Annotated in this window: 14 protein-coding genes; 7 read left to right on the top strand and 7 right to left on the bottom strand. The window is 72.4% G+C overall.

Going from position 1 to position 17,600, the window contains the following annotated elements; all coding sequences use genetic code 11:
• Positions 1-247 precede the first annotated feature (247 nt).
• The 5 genes from ACIP4Z_RS20010 (at position 248) to ACIP4Z_RS19990 (ending at position 5,960) form a co-directional block, all read left to right on the top strand.
• Positions 248-541 (top strand): lactococcin 972 family bacteriocin, encoded by a 294-nt coding sequence (locus ACIP4Z_RS20010; RefSeq protein ID WP_355336333.1) that lies wholly within the window; start codon positions 248-250, stop codon positions 539-541.
• A 301-nt stretch (positions 542-842) separates the two neighbouring features.
• Positions 843-2,945 (top strand): hypothetical protein, encoded by a 2,103-nt coding sequence (locus ACIP4Z_RS20005; RefSeq protein WP_401309789.1) that lies wholly within the window; start codon positions 843-845, stop codon positions 2,943-2,945.
• Positions 2,946-2,994: 49 nt separating this feature from the next.
• Positions 2,995-3,846, top strand: coding sequence for an ABC transporter ATP-binding protein (locus ACIP4Z_RS20000; protein WP_401309786.1), 852 nt, complete (start codon positions 2,995-2,997; stop codon positions 3,844-3,846).
• A gap of 212 nt (positions 3,847-4,058) precedes the next feature.
• Positions 4,059-5,675 (top strand): glycosyltransferase family 39 protein, encoded by a 1,617-nt coding sequence (locus tag ACIP4Z_RS19995; RefSeq protein WP_401309784.1) that lies wholly within the window; start codon positions 4,059-4,061, stop codon positions 5,673-5,675.
• Positions 5,676-5,702: 27 nt separating this feature from the next.
• Complete coding sequence (locus tag ACIP4Z_RS19990) at positions 5,703-5,960, top strand: hypothetical protein (protein WP_401310125.1); 258 nt, start codon at positions 5,703-5,705, stop codon at positions 5,958-5,960.
• Here the strand turns inward: ACIP4Z_RS19990 and ACIP4Z_RS19985 are convergent.
• From ACIP4Z_RS19985 to ACIP4Z_RS19955, 7 genes are all read right to left on the bottom strand, one after another.
• Positions 5,893-6,636, bottom strand: coding sequence for an N-acetylmannosamine-6-phosphate 2-epimerase (locus tag ACIP4Z_RS19985; protein ID WP_401309781.1), 744 nt, complete (start codon positions 6,634-6,636; stop codon positions 5,893-5,895). The genes ACIP4Z_RS19990 and ACIP4Z_RS19985 overlap by 68 nt on opposite strands.
• Positions 6,633-7,559: an ROK family protein gene (locus tag ACIP4Z_RS19980; protein WP_401309778.1), complete on the bottom strand. Its 927-nt coding sequence runs from the start codon at positions 7,557-7,559 to the stop codon at positions 6,633-6,635. Before ACIP4Z_RS19980 ends, ACIP4Z_RS19985 begins: the two co-directional genes overlap by 4 nt.
• Entirely contained in the window at positions 7,556-8,485 is a 930-nt protein-coding gene (locus tag ACIP4Z_RS19975) for a dihydrodipicolinate synthase family protein (RefSeq protein WP_401309775.1), read from the bottom strand. The genes ACIP4Z_RS19980 and ACIP4Z_RS19975 overlap by 4 nt, the downstream gene beginning before the upstream one ends.
• The gene (locus tag ACIP4Z_RS19970) at positions 8,482-9,477 is read right to left on the bottom strand and encodes an oligopeptide/dipeptide ABC transporter ATP-binding protein (protein WP_401309772.1); all 996 of its coding nucleotides are present in this window, start codon (positions 9,475-9,477) and stop codon (positions 8,482-8,484) included. The genes ACIP4Z_RS19975 and ACIP4Z_RS19970 overlap by 4 nt, the downstream gene beginning before the upstream one ends.
• Positions 9,474-11,618, bottom strand: a complete 2,145-nt coding sequence (locus tag ACIP4Z_RS19965) for a dipeptide/oligopeptide/nickel ABC transporter permease/ATP-binding protein (RefSeq protein ID WP_401309770.1) — start codon at positions 11,616-11,618, stop codon at positions 9,474-9,476. The genes ACIP4Z_RS19970 and ACIP4Z_RS19965 overlap by 4 nt, the downstream gene beginning before the upstream one ends.
• Position 11,619: 1 nt before the next feature.
• Positions 11,620-12,570: an ABC transporter permease gene (locus tag ACIP4Z_RS19960; protein ID WP_355336316.1), complete on the bottom strand. Its 951-nt coding sequence runs from the start codon at positions 12,568-12,570 to the stop codon at positions 11,620-11,622.
• 128 nt (positions 12,571-12,698) lie between these two features.
• A complete protein-coding gene (locus tag ACIP4Z_RS19955) occupies positions 12,699-14,315 on the bottom strand; it encodes an ABC transporter substrate-binding protein (RefSeq protein WP_401309767.1) in 1,617 nt (538 codons plus the stop codon).
• A gap of 392 nt (positions 14,316-14,707) precedes the next feature.
• Between ACIP4Z_RS19955 and ACIP4Z_RS19950 the strand changes: the two genes are divergently transcribed.
• Positions 14,708-15,463: an FCD domain-containing protein gene (locus ACIP4Z_RS19950; protein WP_355336437.1), complete on the top strand. Its 756-nt coding sequence runs from the start codon at positions 14,708-14,710 to the stop codon at positions 15,461-15,463.
• A 303-nt stretch (positions 15,464-15,766) separates the two neighbouring features.
• Positions 15,767-17,557 (top strand): exo-alpha-sialidase, encoded by a 1,791-nt coding sequence (locus ACIP4Z_RS19945; protein WP_401309764.1) that lies wholly within the window; start codon positions 15,767-15,769, stop codon positions 17,555-17,557.
• Positions 17,558-17,600 lie beyond the last annotated feature (43 nt).

Below are 17,600 nucleotides of genomic sequence, written 5' to 3'. Positions count from 1 at the left end.
CCCCGTACCGCCCGAAATCCGGCCCGCGGCCGGACATCGCGTGGTGCGGAATTCCTACTTCCCATTCGCCTGCCGACCACCGCCGTCGCCGCCCGCTGACGCCGGTGGATTCAGGCATGGGCGGACCGTTCCGACCCGCCCGCGACAGGCAATTCCCGGAGCGCAATTTCATGGTTGCCAGTGCAACTGAATGTGTGCCAGGGTTCTGCCTCGTCCGATCAAGCCCACGAGAAAGCGGAGTTCATTCATGAACAAGAAAACCGGAATTAAGGTCGCCGTCGCCGCTGTCGCCCTCAGCTTCGCCGCCGCCACGCCGGCCCTGGCCACCTCGGTCGACGTCGGCGGCGGCAAGTGGAGCTACGACCACGGCGCCAACACCGCGTGGTCGAACTACAAGCACCCGACGAACAAGCACGCGTCGTCGGTGAAGATCGGCACCGTCGTGTTCGGCAGCGGCTGCACGGCCAAGGGCGTATGGTCCCTGGCCTCCGCGGGGCTGAACGGCAACTCGGTCAGCTACTACTACAACCCGTCCTGCTGACCCTCCGTCAGCGAGGGGGCCGGTCATGGCTGACCGGCCGGGCGGTACCGGTCGGGCGGTAGCGGTCGGGCGGTAGCCGCCGGGTGGTAACGGCCGGGTGATCCGGCGCGGTTGTGGAGGCGGGGACGTCACCGCCTCCACGGCCGCTCGCCACTCCCGCGCCCGCGCCCTCCGTGAGCCGTAGCCGTAGCCGTAGCCGTAAGCGGTAAGCCGTAAGCCGTGAACAGCCGGTACACCGTACGTCGCCTTCACGCCGTCACGCCCGTCTGAATTCCCGAGCGCCCTCAACCGAGGAATCACCATGCTGCATCGCGGTATTCGAGTCGTCCACGCCGCCCTTCTGGCCTTCTCCGCCGTCCTGGCCTTCCTCTTCGTGCGCGGACTCGACGAGGACGGGGTGCTGGGCAACTCCGCCATGGTCGACGTGCTCGACTCCGACGGATCGACGAGCGCGCCCCACGTCGTCCAGGCCGTCGAGTCGTTCGCGGCGCGGCACGGGGTCGGGGTCGCGCGCGAGGTGCCCGACCTCAAGAACCCCGACACGGTCCGCCACCTGTACCTCGCGCCCGGCGGCACCGGTACGCGGACCGCGAAGTGGCTGGACCACGGCTACCCGGCGTTCAGCGAGAACTTCACCACCCGCGTGCACCCGCTCGCCGACGTCGGCCAACTCGACCCGCGCGGCACGTACTACGTCTTCGGGCCGGCGGGCGCCGCCGACGCCCTGCGGCTGGAGTTCACGCACCTCGGCATGACGGTCGAGGTCAGCCACCCGCTGTCCGCACGGGGGTTGATCGACCGGTACAAGAACGACTCGCTCTTCCGTTCCTTCTACGTCGTCGCCCTCGCGGCGCTGACGATGACCGGCGCGAGCGTGCTGCTCAACGCGCGGGCGTACGGCGTACTGCGCATGCAGGGCATGTCCTTCACCGGCATCCTGCTGCGCGACCTGCGGCGGCTCGCGGTCTTCTGGCCGCTGTCGGCCGCCGTCGTCGCGGCCGCGGTCCTCACCTTCCTCGGCCTCTACAACGGCCTCGCGTGGCTCGGCCTGTTCGCCGCGGTGGCCGCGGTCCTCGCCGTCCTGCTGGCCGCCGTCGTCCTGGCCGCGCACGCGGCGGCGCTCGCGCTGACGTTCAAGGTCGGCGTCCTGCCCGCGCTCAAGGGCGAACTCCCGTCCCGAGCCGCGTCCTTGAGCGTCTACCTGGTCCGTGTCCCGGCGCTGCTGCTCGCGCTCAGCATCGCCACCAACGCCACGCTCGCGAGCCGCGACGTTCTCACCCGTGAGGACAACCGGGACGCGTACCGCGCGGTCGGCGACGCCGTGTCGATCCGGCTCAGCGGCGCATTCGCCATGCACATGGACCAGTTGGACCAGCACGTCGGGCCGTGGCTGCGCAGAGCCGACGCGCGGGGCGAGGTGATCGTGGCCGGGCGGCGGGACCTCCAGATGTCCGCGCCCGGTGAGCACCTGCCCTCCGGCGAGATCCTCGTCGTCAACGACACCTATCTGGCACGGCAGCCGATGGTCGACCCGGCGGGACGGCGCTACGCGTCGCAGGCCGGGAGCGCGACGGCCGCGGACGCCCGCGCGGTACGGCTGCTGATCCCCGACACGCTCGCGTCGGACGCCCCCGCGATCACCAAGGCCGCCGAGGCGATCATCGATCCCGACCTCACCGGGCGCGTCCCCATGAAGGTCTCGGCGACCCGCGGCGGCCAGCGCGTCTTCGGCTACAACACCGGTGAGTACTCCTACCGTTCGGGCCACGACGCGGCCGAGGACCGTTCCATGGTGCGCGACCCGGTCGTCATCGTCGTCCCCAACGGATCGCGCTTCCTCACCGACGACGCCTACACCGCCATCGCGACACAGGCCGGAGTCGTCTTCCCCGACCCCGCCGACGTGACCGCGGGCATCCGCGCGGAACACCTCCAGGACTACGTGAACTCCATGAGTCCGGTGGGCGAGAAGACCGCCCTCGACCTCAGGAAGGCGCTCACCGAACTCCGGGTCCAGATCTTCAACCTGGTCATCGCCGCGATGGTGCTCCTCATCGCCGCGGTCGGCGTCTGCCTCATCTACGCCCGCAAGAACGCGCAGAGCATCTTCGCCCAGCACGTCAGCGGCTGGCGGTACGTCGCCTCGCACCGCTTCCTCCTGGCCGTCGAGGTGGCCATCGCGGTGATCTTCGCGACCCGGGTGCCGTTCCAGGCGTGGCAACAGCGCCAGCACCTGCGGCAGTTGGCCGCCGCCGGTGAGCCCGCGACCTTCGAGCCGACCCGGCTGACCGCGCTCGACCTCGGTGTCATCAGCGGTCTGGTCGTCTTCGAACTGGCCGCCGTGCTGCTCGCCCTCGCCTACTTCCACCGCCGCATCGTGAAGGAGGGCGCGACCGGGACCTGAGCCCGGCCGCGCCCACGGAATTCCTCCACCGAGCAGGAGTGTGCCTGTCATGACGAAGCTGATCGAGACCGAGAGTCTTTCGAAGTCCTATGGTTCCCGCACGTTGTGGGACAACGTCAACCTCACCGTGGAGCGCGGCGAGATGCTGGCTCTCGTCGGTCCCAGCGGATCGGGAAAGTCGACCCTCCTCAACTGCCTCGGTCTGCTCGACCGCCCGACGTCCGGTGCCATCCGGTACGAGGGGAAGGACATCACGCGGTTCGGCCGCCGCGACATCCGGCAATTCCGCCGTGACACCCTCGGATATCTCTTCCAGCACTACGCGCTCATCGAGAGCGAGACCGTCGAGCAGAATCTCGAAGTCGCGGCCAGGCCGAGGCCGTTGCTGCGCGGCAAGGCAGGGCCCGCGATCGCCGAGGCCCTGGAGCGGGTCGGCCTGGCGGGGCGCGGCAAGGAGACGGTCCATCACCTCAGCGGCGGTGAGCAGCAGCGGGTCGCGCTGGCGCGCGTGCTCGTCCAGCGCTCGGCGCTGGTGCTGGCGGACGAGCCGACGGGCGCGCTCGACGACGCCAACTCGGCTGTGGTGGTGGACATTCTGCGGGAGCTGAGCCGGTCGGGGTGCGCGGTGGTGATCGCCACGCACGACGCGGGCGTGCGGGACCGCTGCGACAACGTGTTCGCGGTGGGGAGGGGCGCGGGGGCCGCACCGGGGGCAGGGGCCGCACCGGGAGCAGGGGCCGCACCGGCATCCCGCCGGCAGGCCGTACCCGCGCCCGCATCGACCGCCGCATCGGCCGCCGCGCCGAACAACGTACCGAACAACGCGCCGAACACGGCGCCGAACAACGTTCCGGCCACCGTACCGACGGCCATTTCGAGCGGTGCGCGCGCGGAGAAATGACGTTCCGAAAGTCCGCCGCGCGCGCCGGAGTAGGATGCGTGTCACCGCCATCAGTGGGTGTCGATCACGCTTCCTCCAGGCGGTTCACAATTCAACAAACTGCCTCGGGTGCCTCTTTGACGTCCACCGACAGCAAATCCCGTTCGATTCAAAGCCGTTCGGGATTCAAAGCAACCATCACGGCCTCTCGGGCATCTTTACCGAGTCGGGCGATGCTGATCTGGCTGATTCCGCCGCTGTGGACTCTCGCCCTCGGCCTCTGGGGACTCTCCCGGCAGCACACCGTCTGGCGTGACGAGGCGGCCACCTGGCAGGTGGCCGGGCGGTCGACCCCCGAGATCCTGCGCATGCTGCACCACGTGGACGTCGTGCACGGCCTCTACTACCTGCTGATGCACGCCCTGTTCAGCGTGTTCGGACCCCACACGACCACGCTGCGGCTGCCTTCGGTGCTGGCCGGCGCGGTGGCGGCCACCTGCGTCGCGCTCATCGGGCGGCGGCTCGCCGGTCCCGCCGCGGGCCTCGCGGGCGGGCTGGCGTTCGGGCTGCTGCCCGCTGTGCAGTTCTACCTCCAGGAGGGGCGGCCGTACGCGCTGGTCGCCGCCGGGGCCGGGGTGTCGACCCTGCTGCTGGTCGCCGCGCTCCAGGAGGACAGCGGACCGCGCCGCCGCGCGTGGCGCTGGGCGGGATACGGCGGCGCCGTCCTCGTCTGCGGGCTGCTGAACTGGTTCTCGCTCCTGATCCTCCCCGCGCACCTGGCCACGCTGCTCTGGTCCCGGGCCGCCGACCGTCGTACGTGGGCCGCCTGGACGGCCGCCTCCGCCGTCGCCGTCCTGGCCGTCACTCCGCTGGCCCTCTTCAGCCGGGGCCAGTCGGCGCAGGTGTCCTGGATTCCGCCGCTGACCTGGCATATGCTGATCGGGCCCGGGGTGCTGGTGCTGATCGGCGGCGTCTGCGCGGTGGTGTCCGGCCGCCGTATCGCGGGCCGCGCCCGTACGGACGTCTTACGTATCGCCCCACCTCGTACCGGCGCGCCTCGTATCGCCCCACCTCGGTCCGACGCTCCTCGTACGGACGGGCCTCGTACGGACGGGCCTCATGCGCACGCGCCTCGCACGGACGCGCCTCGTACGGACGGGCCCCGTACGGACCGGCTGTCCGCCGCCGCCGTGGGGCTGCCGTTGCTCGCGGTGCCGCAACTCGGCCTGGTCTGCGTGTCGTTGTTCCAGCCGCTGTTCCTCGACCGCTATGTGCTCTTCAGCATGCTGGGCCTCGCGCTGCTCATCGGCGCGGCGATCGGCGCCGCGGTGCGCGCCGCCCGGCCCCGTTTCCCGCGCGCGTCCGCGTGGATCGTCCCCGTGGCGGTCGCCCTCGCGACGGTGGCGCTGATCCCGCAGTCGCTCGCCGAGCGCTCGCCGAAGAGCCGGGTCGACGACGTCATGGCCGTGGCCTCCGACGTCCAGCGGCTCAAGCGCCCCGGCAACGCCGTCCTCTTCATCCCCTCCGCCCGCCGCGACACGGAATCCGTCTCCCCCGGCGCCTTCTCCGGCCTGCACGACATAGCGCTGACCGAGACCCCGGAGCGCTCCGGAACGCTGAAGGGCCTGGAGGCGGCCCCGGCCCGCATCCGTACGGCGATGCTCGCGCGGGACCGCATCCTGCTGGTCACCGACGTCCCCTGGATCGCCCGCCCCCTGACGGCGGCGCAGGACCGGATGAAGATGCGAGTCCTGCTGGCGTACTTCACCCCGGTGGCCGATGTCCGCGTCCACGGACGGCGGTTGACGGTGTACGAACGCCTTCCCCGCCCCGCGCGCGCCGCCCGCTGAACCGTCCGGCCGCACCGTCCCGCTCACATCGGCTCCCCGTCCGTCGCGGCCGACCCGGCGGCGAACATCGCCGATGTCGACGCGTTCACCAGCCCCGACAAGCCGGACACGGCGACGCTGGTGCTGAACTCGTACCCGTTCCAGGCACCCGGCCCGGCCGACGCGGCGACGGCGCCCTCCGAGAGTTCCGGGGGGGCGCCGTCGCGGCAGAGGGCCTTCACCCCAACTGCCGCTGTGCTCCGAGCCCTTCGGCGAACCACCGGGTCAGCGTCGTCGGGTGGGTGATCGCGGTGCCGACCACGACCGTGAAGGCTCCCGCGGCGAGGGCCGACCGGGCCTGGGCGGGGGTGTGGACACGGCCCTCGGCGACGACGGGGACCGACAGGTCCGCGCTGAGGCGGGCGACCAGGGCGAGGTCGGGACCGTCCGGGTGCGGGCCGCTGCCCGTATAGCCGGACAGCGTGGTGCCGACCAGGTCCGCGCCGAGGTCCGCCGCCGCGACGCCCTCCTCGTAGCTGGAGACGTCGGCCATGAGCAGGCGGCCCGCGCGGTGCACGGCCGTGACGGTACGTTCCAGGGTCTCGCCGTCGGGGCGCGGGCGGAAGGTGGCGTCGACCGCGACGATGTCCGCGCCGGTCGCGGCGACGGCGAGGGCGTGCCGCTCGGTCGGGGTGATGTAGACGCCCGAAGTGCCGTCCTTCCAGAGGCCGATGAGGGGGACGTCGGTGACCGCGCGGATCGCGCGCAGGTCGTCGAGGCCCTGCGCCCGGATACCGGCCGCGCCGCCTTCCCTGACCGCGAGCGCCATCTGACGCATGATCAGCGGGTCGCGCAGCGGCTCCCCCGGATACGCCTGGCACGAGACGACGAGCCGGCCGCGCAGCCGTTCCAGGACGCCGCCGGGGTCGGCGGCCGACGTGGGCCGACCGCCCGAAGTCGGTTGACCTTCACGGCCGTTCACGCCAGCGCCTCCCGTCCCAGGAGCGCGGCCCCGTACAGCGCGGCGTCGTCGCCGAGCGAGCCCGCCCGCAGCGGGGTCCCGGCGACGGCCGGGACCAGGTGGGAGGCGACGGTCGTCCGCAGGGTGTCCCACCAGACGGGTCCGCAGCGGCTCACCCCGCCGCCGAGGAGGACGAGGTCGGGGGCCAGGACGTTGACGAGGCCGCCGACGGCTTCGCCGAGCGCGGTGGCGCCTGCGCGCAGGACGGTGAGCGCCGTCGGATCGCCTTCGTACGCGAGGGAGTTGACGAGACGGAGGGTCGCGGGCGCGGCGCCCGTCCCGTATCCGGGCCGTGCGCCCGCCAGTTCGCGGTAGGCCGCCGTCATCGCCGGTCCGGACGCCGCGGCCTCCACGTGTCCGACGCCCCCGCAGGGGCAGGGCAGCCCAGCCGCGGCGGGCACCGGCAGGTGACCGGCCTCGCCCGCCGCGCCACCGGCGCCGTGGTGGACGCGTCCGTCGATCAGGACGCAGCCGCCGACGCCGGTGCCGACCGTGAGGAGCAGCACGCAGGCGTGCCCGGCGGCGGCGCCGCGCCAATGCTCGCCGAGCGCATGGGCGTTGACGTCGTTGTCGACGCCGACCGGCAGGCCGAGCCGGGCGGCGAGCAGCCCGCGCAGGTCGGTGCCGCCCCAGCCGGGGAGCGCGGACGTGGCCGACCGTACCCGGCCGGTACCGGGGTCGATGACGCCCGCGCTGCCGACGCCGACGGCGTCCACGGGCCTGCCGAGCAGGGTCACCGCGCGGGCCGCGGTGTCCAGCACGGCGGCCGGGCCCTGCCGCGCCGGGGTGGGCAGGGTGGCGCGGTCGAGCAGCACGCCCTCGGGGGTGACCAGGGCGGCCGCCGTCTTGGTCCCGCCGATGTCGACTCCGGCGAGCAGCGTCATCGCAGGCCCGCCTGCTCCAGGATCGCGCCGATACGGCCGGTCTCGGCGTCGGTGAGCGGGCGCATCGGCGGGCTGACGGTGTTGCGGGCGATGACGCCGAGCAGCGTCAGCGCGGTCTTGAACGCGCCGAGGCCGGACGCCGTACCGGACGCGGTGGCCGGGTCGGCGACGGCGACGATGTCGAAGAGCCGGGCCAGCCGGTCCTGTTCGGCGCGGGCCGCCGTCCAGTCGCCGCGCGCCGCGGCGTCGTGCAGCCGCCGGTAGCCGTGCGGGTCGACGTTGCCGAGGCCGGGGACCGAGCCGTGCGCGCCGCCGAGCAGCATCGCGTCCACGACGACCTCGTGCCCGGTGAGCAGCGCGAAGTCCGGCACGTCCCTGGTGTCGAGAATGAGTTGACGGAATGTCACATCGTCGCCGCTGGAGTCCTTGACCCCGGCCAGCACCCCGTCGGCGGCAAGTGCGCCGACCAGCTGCCGGGAGAGCTTGCTGTGGACGCAGACCGGGATGTCGTAGGCGAGTACCGGCACCTCGATCGCGGCCGCGACCGTCCGGAAGTGCCGGTCGATCTCGGTGGGATGGGTGCGGGTGTAGAAGGGGGCGGTCGTGACGACCGCGCTGGCGCCGCGCGCGACGGCGGTACGGGCGCGCTCCAGCACCTTGTTGGTGGTGGTCTCGATGGCGCCCGCCAGCACCGGCACCTGGCCGCCCGCGGTCTTCACCACCACGTCGAGCACCGTCTCCTGCTGCTCGTCGGTGAGATAGGCGACCTCGCCAGAACTCCCCAGCGCGAACAGGCCGTCGACACCGCCGCCGATGAGGTGGCCGACCACGCGCTCCAGCGACGCGACGTCCACCGCGCCGTCGTCGGTCAGCGGGGTGACGACGGGCGGGACGACGCCGGAGAACCGGGGTGTACGGGCAATCACGAAGTGCTCCTTGTGCCGTGGTGCGCGGCGGTCGCCGCCGCGGTGGTCCTGGGGTGTACGCAGTGCCATTGGTGGTCGCCGTCCCGCGTGGCGGCGGGGAAGGCGGTCGCGCAGGTGTCGTCCGCCTTCCAGCACCGGGTGCGGAACGGACAGCCGGAGGGCGGGTGGGTGGCCGACGGCACGGGGCCGTTGAGCACGATCCGCTCGGTGGTCCCCAGCAGGCTCGGTGTGGCGGAGAACAGCGCCTGGGTGTACGGGTGGGCGGGCGCGGCCGACACCTGGGCGGCCGGGCCCTCCTCCACGATCCGCCCGAGGTAGAGGACCGCGAGCCGGTCCGACAGGTGGCGCACCGTCTGGATGTCGTGCGAGATGAAGACCATGCCGAGGCCGAGCCGGGACCGCAGGTCCATCAGCAGGTTGAGCACCTGCGCGCGGACCGAGACGTCGAGGGCGCTGGTCGGTTCGTCGGCGACGATCAGCTCGGGTTCCAGCGCGAGCGCCCTGGCGATGGCGACCCGCTGGCGCTGCCCGCCGGAGAGCTGTCCCGGCAGCGCCTGCCGGGTGTGCCCGGGCAGGCCCACCAGCTCCAGCAGTTCCGTCACCCGCTGTTCGCGGGCGCGCGGGGTGCCGCGCCGGTGCACGTCCAGCGGGTCGCGCAGGATGCGGCCGACCGGCATCCGCGGGTTGAGGGCGGTGGACGGGTCCTGGAAGACCACGCCGACGGACGCGCCGAACTCCTGGCGGCGCCTGGCCGCCGGCAGCTCCCACAGATCCTCGTCGCGGAACATGACCCGGCCCTCGGTCGGCCGTTGCAGACCGGTCAGCACCCGCGCCAGCGTCGACTTGCCGCAGCCGGACTCACCGACCAGGCCGACGATCTCACCGCGCTCCACCGTCAGCGACGCCCCGGTCAGCGCGTGCACGGCGTCGTGCCGGAACAGGCCGCCGCCGCGCGCCCGGTGCCTGACGTGGACCTCTTCGACGCGGATCATCGTCCGCTCCTTTGCAGCAGTACGGGTTCGGCCGCGTGGTGGCAGGCGACGCCGTGCGCCGCGGCGGGCAGGGGGGACACGGCGGTTGCGGCGCGCGGGTCCGTCGCCGGGGCCGGCCGCCCCGTCAGCTCGGGGGCGCGGGTCCCGCACACCTCGGTGGCCGCGCCGCACCGGGAGGCGAAGCGGCATCCGGCGCCGAACTGGCGCGGCGCGGGCACCACGCCGCTGATCTGGTGCAGCCGCTCGGCGCCCGCCTCCAGCGAGGTGACCGAGCCGAGCAGGCCGCGGGTGTAGTGGTGGGCGGGGTCGGACAGCAGCGCCCGGGTGTCGCCGGTCTCGGCGACCTGCCCCGCGTACATCACCGCCACCCGGTGGGCGAGCCCGCTGACCAGCGCGAGGTCGTGCGAGACCAGGATCATCGCGAATCCCAGTTCGTCGCGCAGCCGGGTGAGGAGTTCGACGACCTGCGCCTGGACGGTGACGTCGAGCGCGGTGGTGGGTTCGTCGGCGATGAGCAGCCGGGGGCTGCGGGACAGCGCCATGGCGATCAGTACGCGCTGCCGCTGGCCGCCGGACAGCTCGTGCGGGTAGCTGCGCAGCGTGCGTTCCGGGGAGAGGCCGACGAGTTCGAGCAGTTCCGCCGGGCTCTGCGTGCCGCCGCGCGAGGTGAGCTGCTTGAGCTGGCGGCCGATGAGGACCGACGGGTTCAGCGACGACATCGCGTCCTGGTAGACCATGGCGATCTCGGGCCCCGCCAGCACCCTGCGGCGGCGGGGCGACATGCCGAGCAGGTCCTCGCCGCGGTAGTCGATGGCACCGCTCACCCGCGCGTTGCGGGCCAGCAGGCCCATGACGGCCAGGCTCGTGATGCTCTTGCCGCAGCCGGACTCCCCGACCAGACCGAGGGTCTCGCCCTCCCTGACGGTGAGCGAGATGCCGTCGACCACCGGCACGTCGCCGTAGCGGTCGGGGAAGCGGATCGACAGGTCCCGGATGGAGAGCAGTTCCGCGGCGGTGGCGGGCACCGCCGCGAGCGGCGGCGGATTCCGCGTCATGCGTTCGGCGAGCAGGACGAGGCTGCGCTGTACGGCGGCGGCCCGTTCGTCGTCGTCCGCCCGCGTCCGGCGGGGAAGCGGCGTGTCCTGCGGCGCGGTGTCACCGGCCGGGCGGTCCGTACCGGAGGCGGTGGCCGCGGGGGCGACTCCGGCCGCGGCCGCGGGTACGGCCGCCCCCGATACGGCCGCCGCCGCGGGTACGGCCTCCGGCGCCGCTCCGGCCGCCGCTCCCGGCGCCGCCGAGGCGTCGGTCAGTCCCTCGGACAGGATGTTCAGGGCCAGTACGGTGACGAGCAGCACCAGGCCGGGGAAGAGGGTGGCCCACCATCCGCCGGACAGCAGGATCTGCCGCCCGTACGAGAGCACGTTGCCCCAGCTCGGCTCGGGGTCCTTCACCCCGGCGCCGATGAAGGACAGGCTCGCCTCGAAGATGATCGCCTCGGCGACCAGCACGGTGGCGAAGACCATGACGGGCGCGGCGCAGTTGACGGCCACGTGCCGCAGCACGATGTAGGCGCGACGGGCGCCGATGACCTTCTCCGCGGCGACGTAGTCCTCGCCGTACTGCGCGAGGACGTTGGCCCGTACGACGCGGGCGAGCGAGGGGACGTACACCGCGGCGATGGTGAAGATCAGGACGGGCACGCTGGAGCCGAAGACGGTGACCAGGACGGCGGCGAGCGCGATCGGCGGGAAGGACATGACGACGTCCAGCACCCGCATCACCGACTCGTCGCCCCACTTGGGCGAGGTGGCCGCGAGCGAACCGAGGACCGCGCCGACGACGACGGCGACGGCCGTGGAGCCGAGGCCGATCACCAGCGAGTAGCGGGCGCCGTAGACGACCCGGGCGAAGATGTCCCGGCCGATCCGGTCGGTGCCGAACCAGTGCCGGGAGCCGGGGGGTTGGACGGGTATGCCGGTGGTCAGCGGATTGTCCGCGACCAGCGGCGCGCACACCGCGGCCAGGACCACGACGGCCAGGACGACGAGCGAGATCCGTGCGGCGAGCGGCAGCGCGCGGAAACGGATGCCGGGACGCGACAGCTTGGCGACGACGCGTTGGGGGCCAGTGAACAGGAACATCTCACACCGTCCTGATGCGCGGGTTGACCAGCAGATAGAGCAGGTCGACGACGACGTTGACGACCAGGAAGGCGAGCGCGATCATCAGGACGGTCCCCTGCACCAGGGCCACATCGCCGCCGGTGACGCCCTCCAGGATGAGCTTGCCCATGCCGGGAAGGTCGAAGATCGTCTCGATGACGACGGCGCCGCTGAGCAGGTAACCGACCTTGACGCCCAGCACGGTGAGCGGGGTGACCAGCGCGTTGCGCAGCACGGACCGGATGACCAGCAGCCGTGGCAGGCCGTTGCCGGTGGCCGTGCGGACGTAGTCGCGGTCGAGTTCGGTGACCATCGAGGTGCGGATGAGCCGGGCGAGCGAGGCCGCGACCGGGACCGCGAGCGAGACCGCCGGGAGCGTCATGCAGCGCAGCCAACCGGTGAAGGAGTCACCGGGATTGACGTATCCGCCGGTCGGGAAGAGCGAACTGTCCAGGGCGAACCGCTGGATCAGCAGCACGCCCAGCCAGAAGGAGGGCACCGCGACACCGGCCATCGACACCACGCGGAAGACGTGGTCGGGCCAGCGGTCCCGGTACACCGCGCCGACCACGCCGAGCGCGACGGCGAGGACGATCGCGATCAGCAGCCCCAGCAGCGTCAGTTGCAAGGTGAGCGGGAAGGCGACGGTGATCCGGTCGACCACCGGCTGGCTCGGCGGCACGGTCACTCCGAGGTCGCCGTGCAGCAACTGGTTCAGGAAGTGCGCGTAGCGGACGGGCAGCGGGTCGTCGAGCCCGTTGGCGTGCGCGAACGCCGCGCGGGCGGCGGCCGTCGAGTTCTCCCCCAGGGCGTTGTAGGCGGGGTCCACGGGAGAGAACTGGAGCACGACGAAGACCAGCAAGGTGATGCCGAGGATCATCACCGGCATGATCGCCACGCGGCGCAGCGCGAGCCGAAGGAAAGCGAACATCGGGCGTTCCTAGCAGTAGGTCCTGGACGACTGGCGGGTCCGGGACCCGCGCGGGGAGCGCGGGCGGCTCGTACGCGGGAGGTACGAGGCGCTCACGCACCGGGCGCGCGGGCCCCGGTCCTGGCGGCTCACGCCGGGGACACGCCGAGGAACGACAGACCGGTGGTGGGCACGGGGCTGAAGCCGGCCAGCGCGTGCCCGTCCCACGCGGTCGGGAGCTTGCGGTGCAGGATCGGGTAGAGCGGCGCCTGCTCGGCGACGATGTCGGTGACCTGGGACCACAGCTTCGTACGGGTCGCGTCGTCGGTGGTGCGGGCGGCCTGGTCGAGCAGCGAGACGACCTGCTTGCCCTGGGCGGTGCCCGACCAGCGGTAGCGGGTCTCGGGCCAGGTCCCGACGTAGAACCAGCGCATCAGCAGGTCGACGTCGTTGCCGAACACCGAGGGGTCGCCCGGGGCGACGAGGAGGTCGAAGTCGCCGGTGTCGATCTTCGCGTACTGGGCGGAGGACTGGCCGATGCTGAGCGTGGTCCTGACGCCGACGGCGTCCCAGCTCTCCTTGACCAGCGGGGCGATGTCCTGCACCCAGGAGGTGTCGGTGGTCAGGACGGTCACCTTCAGGTCGCTGACGCCCGCGGCCCGGAGCAGCGCCTTGGCCTTGGCGGGGTCGTGGCCGTAGACCGTGGCGGCCTTGACGTAGTCGGGGTGGCTGGGCTGGAGGTAGCCGCTGGCCGGGGTGGCCTGGCCCGACATGGCGGTGGCGATGATCTTGTCGGTGTCCAGCGCGTAGTGCAGGGCCTGGCGCACCCGCTGGTCGTCGAACGGCTTCTTCGCGCAGTTGAACATCAGGAAGAGGTTGCCGAAGGACGCGGCCGACTCGACGGTGACCTTGCGCTTGAGGCCGGCCATGTCGATGTACGGCACGTCCTCGATGGCCGCGACCCGGCCGGACTGCACGGCGCTGACCCGCGCGGAGGCGTCCGAGAGCAGATTCCAGGTCATCGCCTCGGCCTTGGCCGGGTAGCGCCCGTTGTACCGCGCGTACTTCTTGAAGACGATCTTGTCCTCGCGGGTGGCCGACACCAGCGCGTACGGTCCGGAGCCGACCGGCTTCGCGTCAAAGCCCTTCTCGTCGGCCTGGACGATCTTCTTCGGCACGATCTTGACGACGGATATGCGGGAGGGGAAGAGCGCGAAGGGGTACTTCAGCGCGAACTCGACCGTGTGGGCGTCCACCGCCCGCGCGGAGCGCAGGAAGGGCAGGAACTGCGCCATCAGGGAGGCGTTCTTCGGGTCGAGGATGCGCTCGAAGCTGAAGACCACGTCATCGGCGGTGACCGGGGAGCCGTCGTGGAAGGTGGCCCCGTCGCGCAGGGTGGCGCGGTACGTCGTCGGGCCGACCTGGACGGGCAGCGCCGTGGCGAGGGCGGGGCGGGCGGTGAGCGAGACCGGGTTGAGGTCCACCAGACCCTCGAAGATGTGCCAGTTGGCCGCGACCGGGGTGGCGCCGGAGGAGGTCATCGGGTCGAAGCCGGTGGACAGGGCGTACGAGATCCCCGCCGTGATGGTGGCGCCGCCGGTCCCGCCGCCGGTCCCCTTGCTGGCCGCGGAGTCGGGGGCGTTGGTCGAGGAGGGTCCGCCGCACGCGGCGAGGGCGCCGGTGAAGGCGGCGGCAGCGCCGACCGCGCCGGTGTACCGCAGGAATGCGCGGCGATCGACTCTGGCGGGTGTCCGTCGAGAAGACACGGGGAACCTCCGGGCAGGGGTGAGCAGGAATGAGGTGGACGGTGGAGACGGGCGAAGCGGAAGCCGGTCGCGGGGCCCGGCGGACTGCGGACCGGCCGTCGCGTGCCCGGCCGGTGGTGCGGCCGTCGCGTGCCCGGCCAGCGGTGCGGCCGTCGTATGCCCGGCCGGTGGTGTGTGCCCGGCCGGGCCGCCGCGGGCGCCGGGAGGGCGGTTCCGCGGGCGGGAGTGGGGCGCGGGCGGCCAGAGTATGCCGGTGGGACGACCACTCTGTGCAACATCAGACATAAGATGTCTGATGGCTGATAGGGTTGGACCGTAGTCGTTGGAACGAGAGGGGTCAAGAGGTGGACGGAACTCGCGATGCGGGCAACGGACGGGGTCGTCGCCTGCTGATGCACGAGGTCAGCGAGGGCATCAAACGTTACATCCTGGACAATGGGCTCCGTCCGGGGGACGTCCTGCCCACCGAGAACGAGCTGTGCGAGGCCCTGGACGCCAGCCGCTCCAGCGTCCGCGAGGCCGTGAAGACCCTCGACGTCCTCGACATCGTGGAGGTGCGCCGGGGGCACGGCACCTACGTCGGCCGCCTCGGACTGTCCGCGCTCGTGGAAAGCCTCACGTTCCGTGGCATGCTCGACCGCGACGACGACATGCAGCTCATGCTGGAGCTGGCCGACATGCGCGAGCTGTTCGAGCGCGGCATGGCCGACCGCATCGTGGCCGCGCTCGACTCCGCCGACCTGGACGCCCTCGCCGCGCTGGTGGACGACATGAACGCGTCCGGCAGCGGCGACGGGACCGGTTTCGTCGAGGCCGACCGGGCCTTCCACGCCCTTCTGGTCGCGCCGCTCGGCAACGAACTGATCGGCCAGCTCTCGGCGGCGTTCTGGGACGTCTACATCGTCGTGGCCCCGCAGCTCACCGGGATCAGCAGGGCGGAGGAGGTGGAGACCGTCCACCACCACCACCGGATCGTGGAGGCCGCGCGCGACCGGGACGCGGCGGCCTTCGCCGCGGCCGTCTCCGACCACTACGCGCCGGTCCGGCGGCGGATCGCCGAGGCGCGGGCGGCGGCGGAGGGGAAGGCGGGGACGCCGGAGGCACGGGAGCGTGCGGTCATCGCGCCGAGGCGGCGCTCCGGATCTTGACGGGGTCGGACCGCGGCCCTAGGGTCTCTCGACAGCAGACATCTGATGTCGTTCGTCAGGTGTCAGACCTGAGGTACGTCCTGTCGAGCGCGGTGTCCGCCGCGAGCTGAGGAGTCCCCTGTGCCGCCGCCGTTGCCGCCCGCCTCCCCCGATGTGCCCGTACCGTCCGTGGCACCCGTGCTGTCTGTGGCATCCGTGCCGTCCGTACCGGTCGTGCCGCCCGTGTCTCCGTACGCCCGATCAGCGCGAAGGGGATCGGGCCGGAGGGGAGCGGCGCGGGCGGTCGGCCGGACGCTGCTCCCCGTGACGGTCGTCGTCGCGGCGGCGGCCGCACCGCTGGCCACGGCGACGCCCGGGTACCCGGCCACCCCGGGCGCCCAGACCGCCGTCGTCAGCCAGGACTGCGTCAGCAGCCGTATACGGGTCGCCCTCGGCAATCCGACCGCCGCGAGCACCACCTTCACCGTGACGTGGCCGGGGAACGGCACCTGGACGCCGGCCGTCGCGGCGGGCGACCGCTCGGACCTGTTCTTCACCAAGGCGAGCGGCACGGCGTACTCCTTCCGCGTCACCACGCCCCAGGGCCTGGACACGACCCTGTCCGGCACGCTGAACTGCGACGGAGCCCTGGGCTCCCAGGTCGGCATGGACTGCCCGCGCGCCGCCGACGGTTCACCGCCCGCCACTCACGCCCTGCGCGTGACGCTGGTCAACCGCTCCCCCGTCCAGCAGACCTTCACCGTCGCCTGGCCCGGCCGCGGCGGCTCCCCCTGGACCAGGACCGTCGCCGCCGGAGCCTCGGACGACTCGCTGTACTGGACGGTCGCCAACGGCACGCCGTACACGTTCACCACGACCACGCCGACCGGCTACAGCCGTACCGAATCCGGCACCGCCACCTGCGGACTGGCCTCCGGCACACCGGGGTTGAACGCCCAGACGCTGTTCAGCCCGGCCACGCCCATCAGCGGCCTCAACCGGCTCTCGGCGGACGGCAGCACGTACGAGACGTACACCGGCACCGCCGCCTCCGTACGCATCCCGGCCATGGCCGTCACCAGGAGCGGCACCGTCATCGCCATGGCCGACGCGCGGGTCGACAGCAGCGCCGACCTCGGCGGCGCGAGCAACAACATCCAAGTCGCCCTGCGCCGCAGCTCCGACGGCGGCGCCACCTGGACCGCGCCCGCCGTCGTCGCCCACGCGCCCACCACGCACGAGGGATACGGGGACAGCAGCCTGCTCGTCGACCGGTCCGTCGGCGCGAACGGCAAGGTGTTCGCCTTCATCAACTACTCGCCGGCGCCCGGCATCGGCTACTACGGTTCCGCGGCCGGCTCCAACTCCGCGACCGACACGACCGCGATGCACATCCGCTACATCGCCTCGACCGACAACGGCGCCACCTGGAGCGCCCCCGTCGACCTCAACCCCCAGGTCAAGAGCACCGGTTGGGCCGGGCTCTTCGCCTCCTCGGGCCACGGCACCCAACTGGCCAGCGGGCGGCTGGTGCAGCCCATCGTGTACCGCGAGAACGGCGTGGACCACGCGGGCGACATCTACTCCGACGTCCACGGCGCCACCTGGCACGCGGGACCGGCGGCGGCGACCGGCGTCAACGAGAGCAAGGTCGTCCAGCGCGGCAACGGCAAGGTCGTCCAGAACCTCCGCTCCAACGCGGGCGGCAACCGCTGGTACGCCACCGCGGGCGACGCCTCCCCGGCCGGAGCGACCGACGTCGCCAGCGCGTTCGGCCCGGCCTGGAACTCCGGCCTGGTCGACCCCGGTTGCAACGCCGACGAGATCTCCTACCTCCAGCCCTCCCAACTCGGCGCGAACGGAGCCCCCACGACCACCTCGGTCGCGCTCCTCAGCAACAACGCCTCCACCGCCCGTTCCGAACTGACCGTCCGCGTCAGCCAGGACGACGGCGCCACCTGGCCCCACCAGGCGCTCATCAAGTCCAAGGCCGCCGGTTACTCCACCCTGGCCGTCCTCCAGGGCGGCTCGATCGCCGACCTCTACGAAATCGGCGACACGGGCGGCATCGTCTTCGCCGCCTTCACGCTGCCCTGGGTCCAACAGGCGCCCTGACTGCCGCCGTTGGGGTGAGCGCCCTCACCCGGGGGCCATCCCG

The sequence above is a fragment of the Streptomyces sp. NPDC088910 genome (assembly GCF_044749865.1).
In the GTDB taxonomy this organism is placed as follows: Bacteria; Actinomycetota; Actinomycetes; order Streptomycetales; family Streptomycetaceae; genus Actinacidiphila.
The sequence above is the reverse complement of the archived record's forward strand: the minus strand, read 5'-3'. Positions and strand labels throughout refer to the sequence as shown.

What these genes read in the sequence shown, in the direction of transcription:
- ACIP4Z_RS19960 (WP_355336316.1), bottom strand. Translation starts at nt 12,570, where the DNA reads ATGTTCGCTTTCCTTCGGCTCGCGCTGCGCCGCGTGGCGATCATGCCG.
- ACIP4Z_RS19970 (WP_401309772.1), bottom strand. Translation starts at nt 9,477, where the DNA reads ATGATCCGCGTCGAAGAGGTCCACGTCAGGCACCGGGCGCGCGGCGGC.
- ACIP4Z_RS19995 (WP_401309784.1), top strand. Translation starts at nt 4,059, where the DNA reads ATGCTGATCTGGCTGATTCCGCCGCTGTGGACTCTCGCCCTCGGCCTC.
- ACIP4Z_RS19965 (WP_401309770.1), bottom strand. Translation starts at nt 11,618, where the DNA reads ATGTTCCTGTTCACTGGCCCCCAACGCGTCGTCGCCAAGCTGTCGCGT.
- ACIP4Z_RS19950 (WP_355336437.1), top strand. Translation starts at nt 14,708, where the DNA reads ATGCACGAGGTCAGCGAGGGCATCAAACGTTACATCCTGGACAATGGG.
- ACIP4Z_RS20000 (WP_401309786.1), top strand. Translation starts at nt 2,995, where the DNA reads ATGACGAAGCTGATCGAGACCGAGAGTCTTTCGAAGTCCTATGGTTCC.
- ACIP4Z_RS19980 (WP_401309778.1), bottom strand. Translation starts at nt 7,559, where the DNA reads ATGACGCTGCTCGCCGGAGTCGACATCGGCGGGACCAAGACGGCGGCC.
- ACIP4Z_RS20005 (WP_401309789.1), top strand. Translation starts at nt 843, where the DNA reads ATGCTGCATCGCGGTATTCGAGTCGTCCACGCCGCCCTTCTGGCCTTC.
- ACIP4Z_RS20010 (WP_355336333.1), top strand. Translation starts at nt 248, where the DNA reads ATGAACAAGAAAACCGGAATTAAGGTCGCCGTCGCCGCTGTCGCCCTC.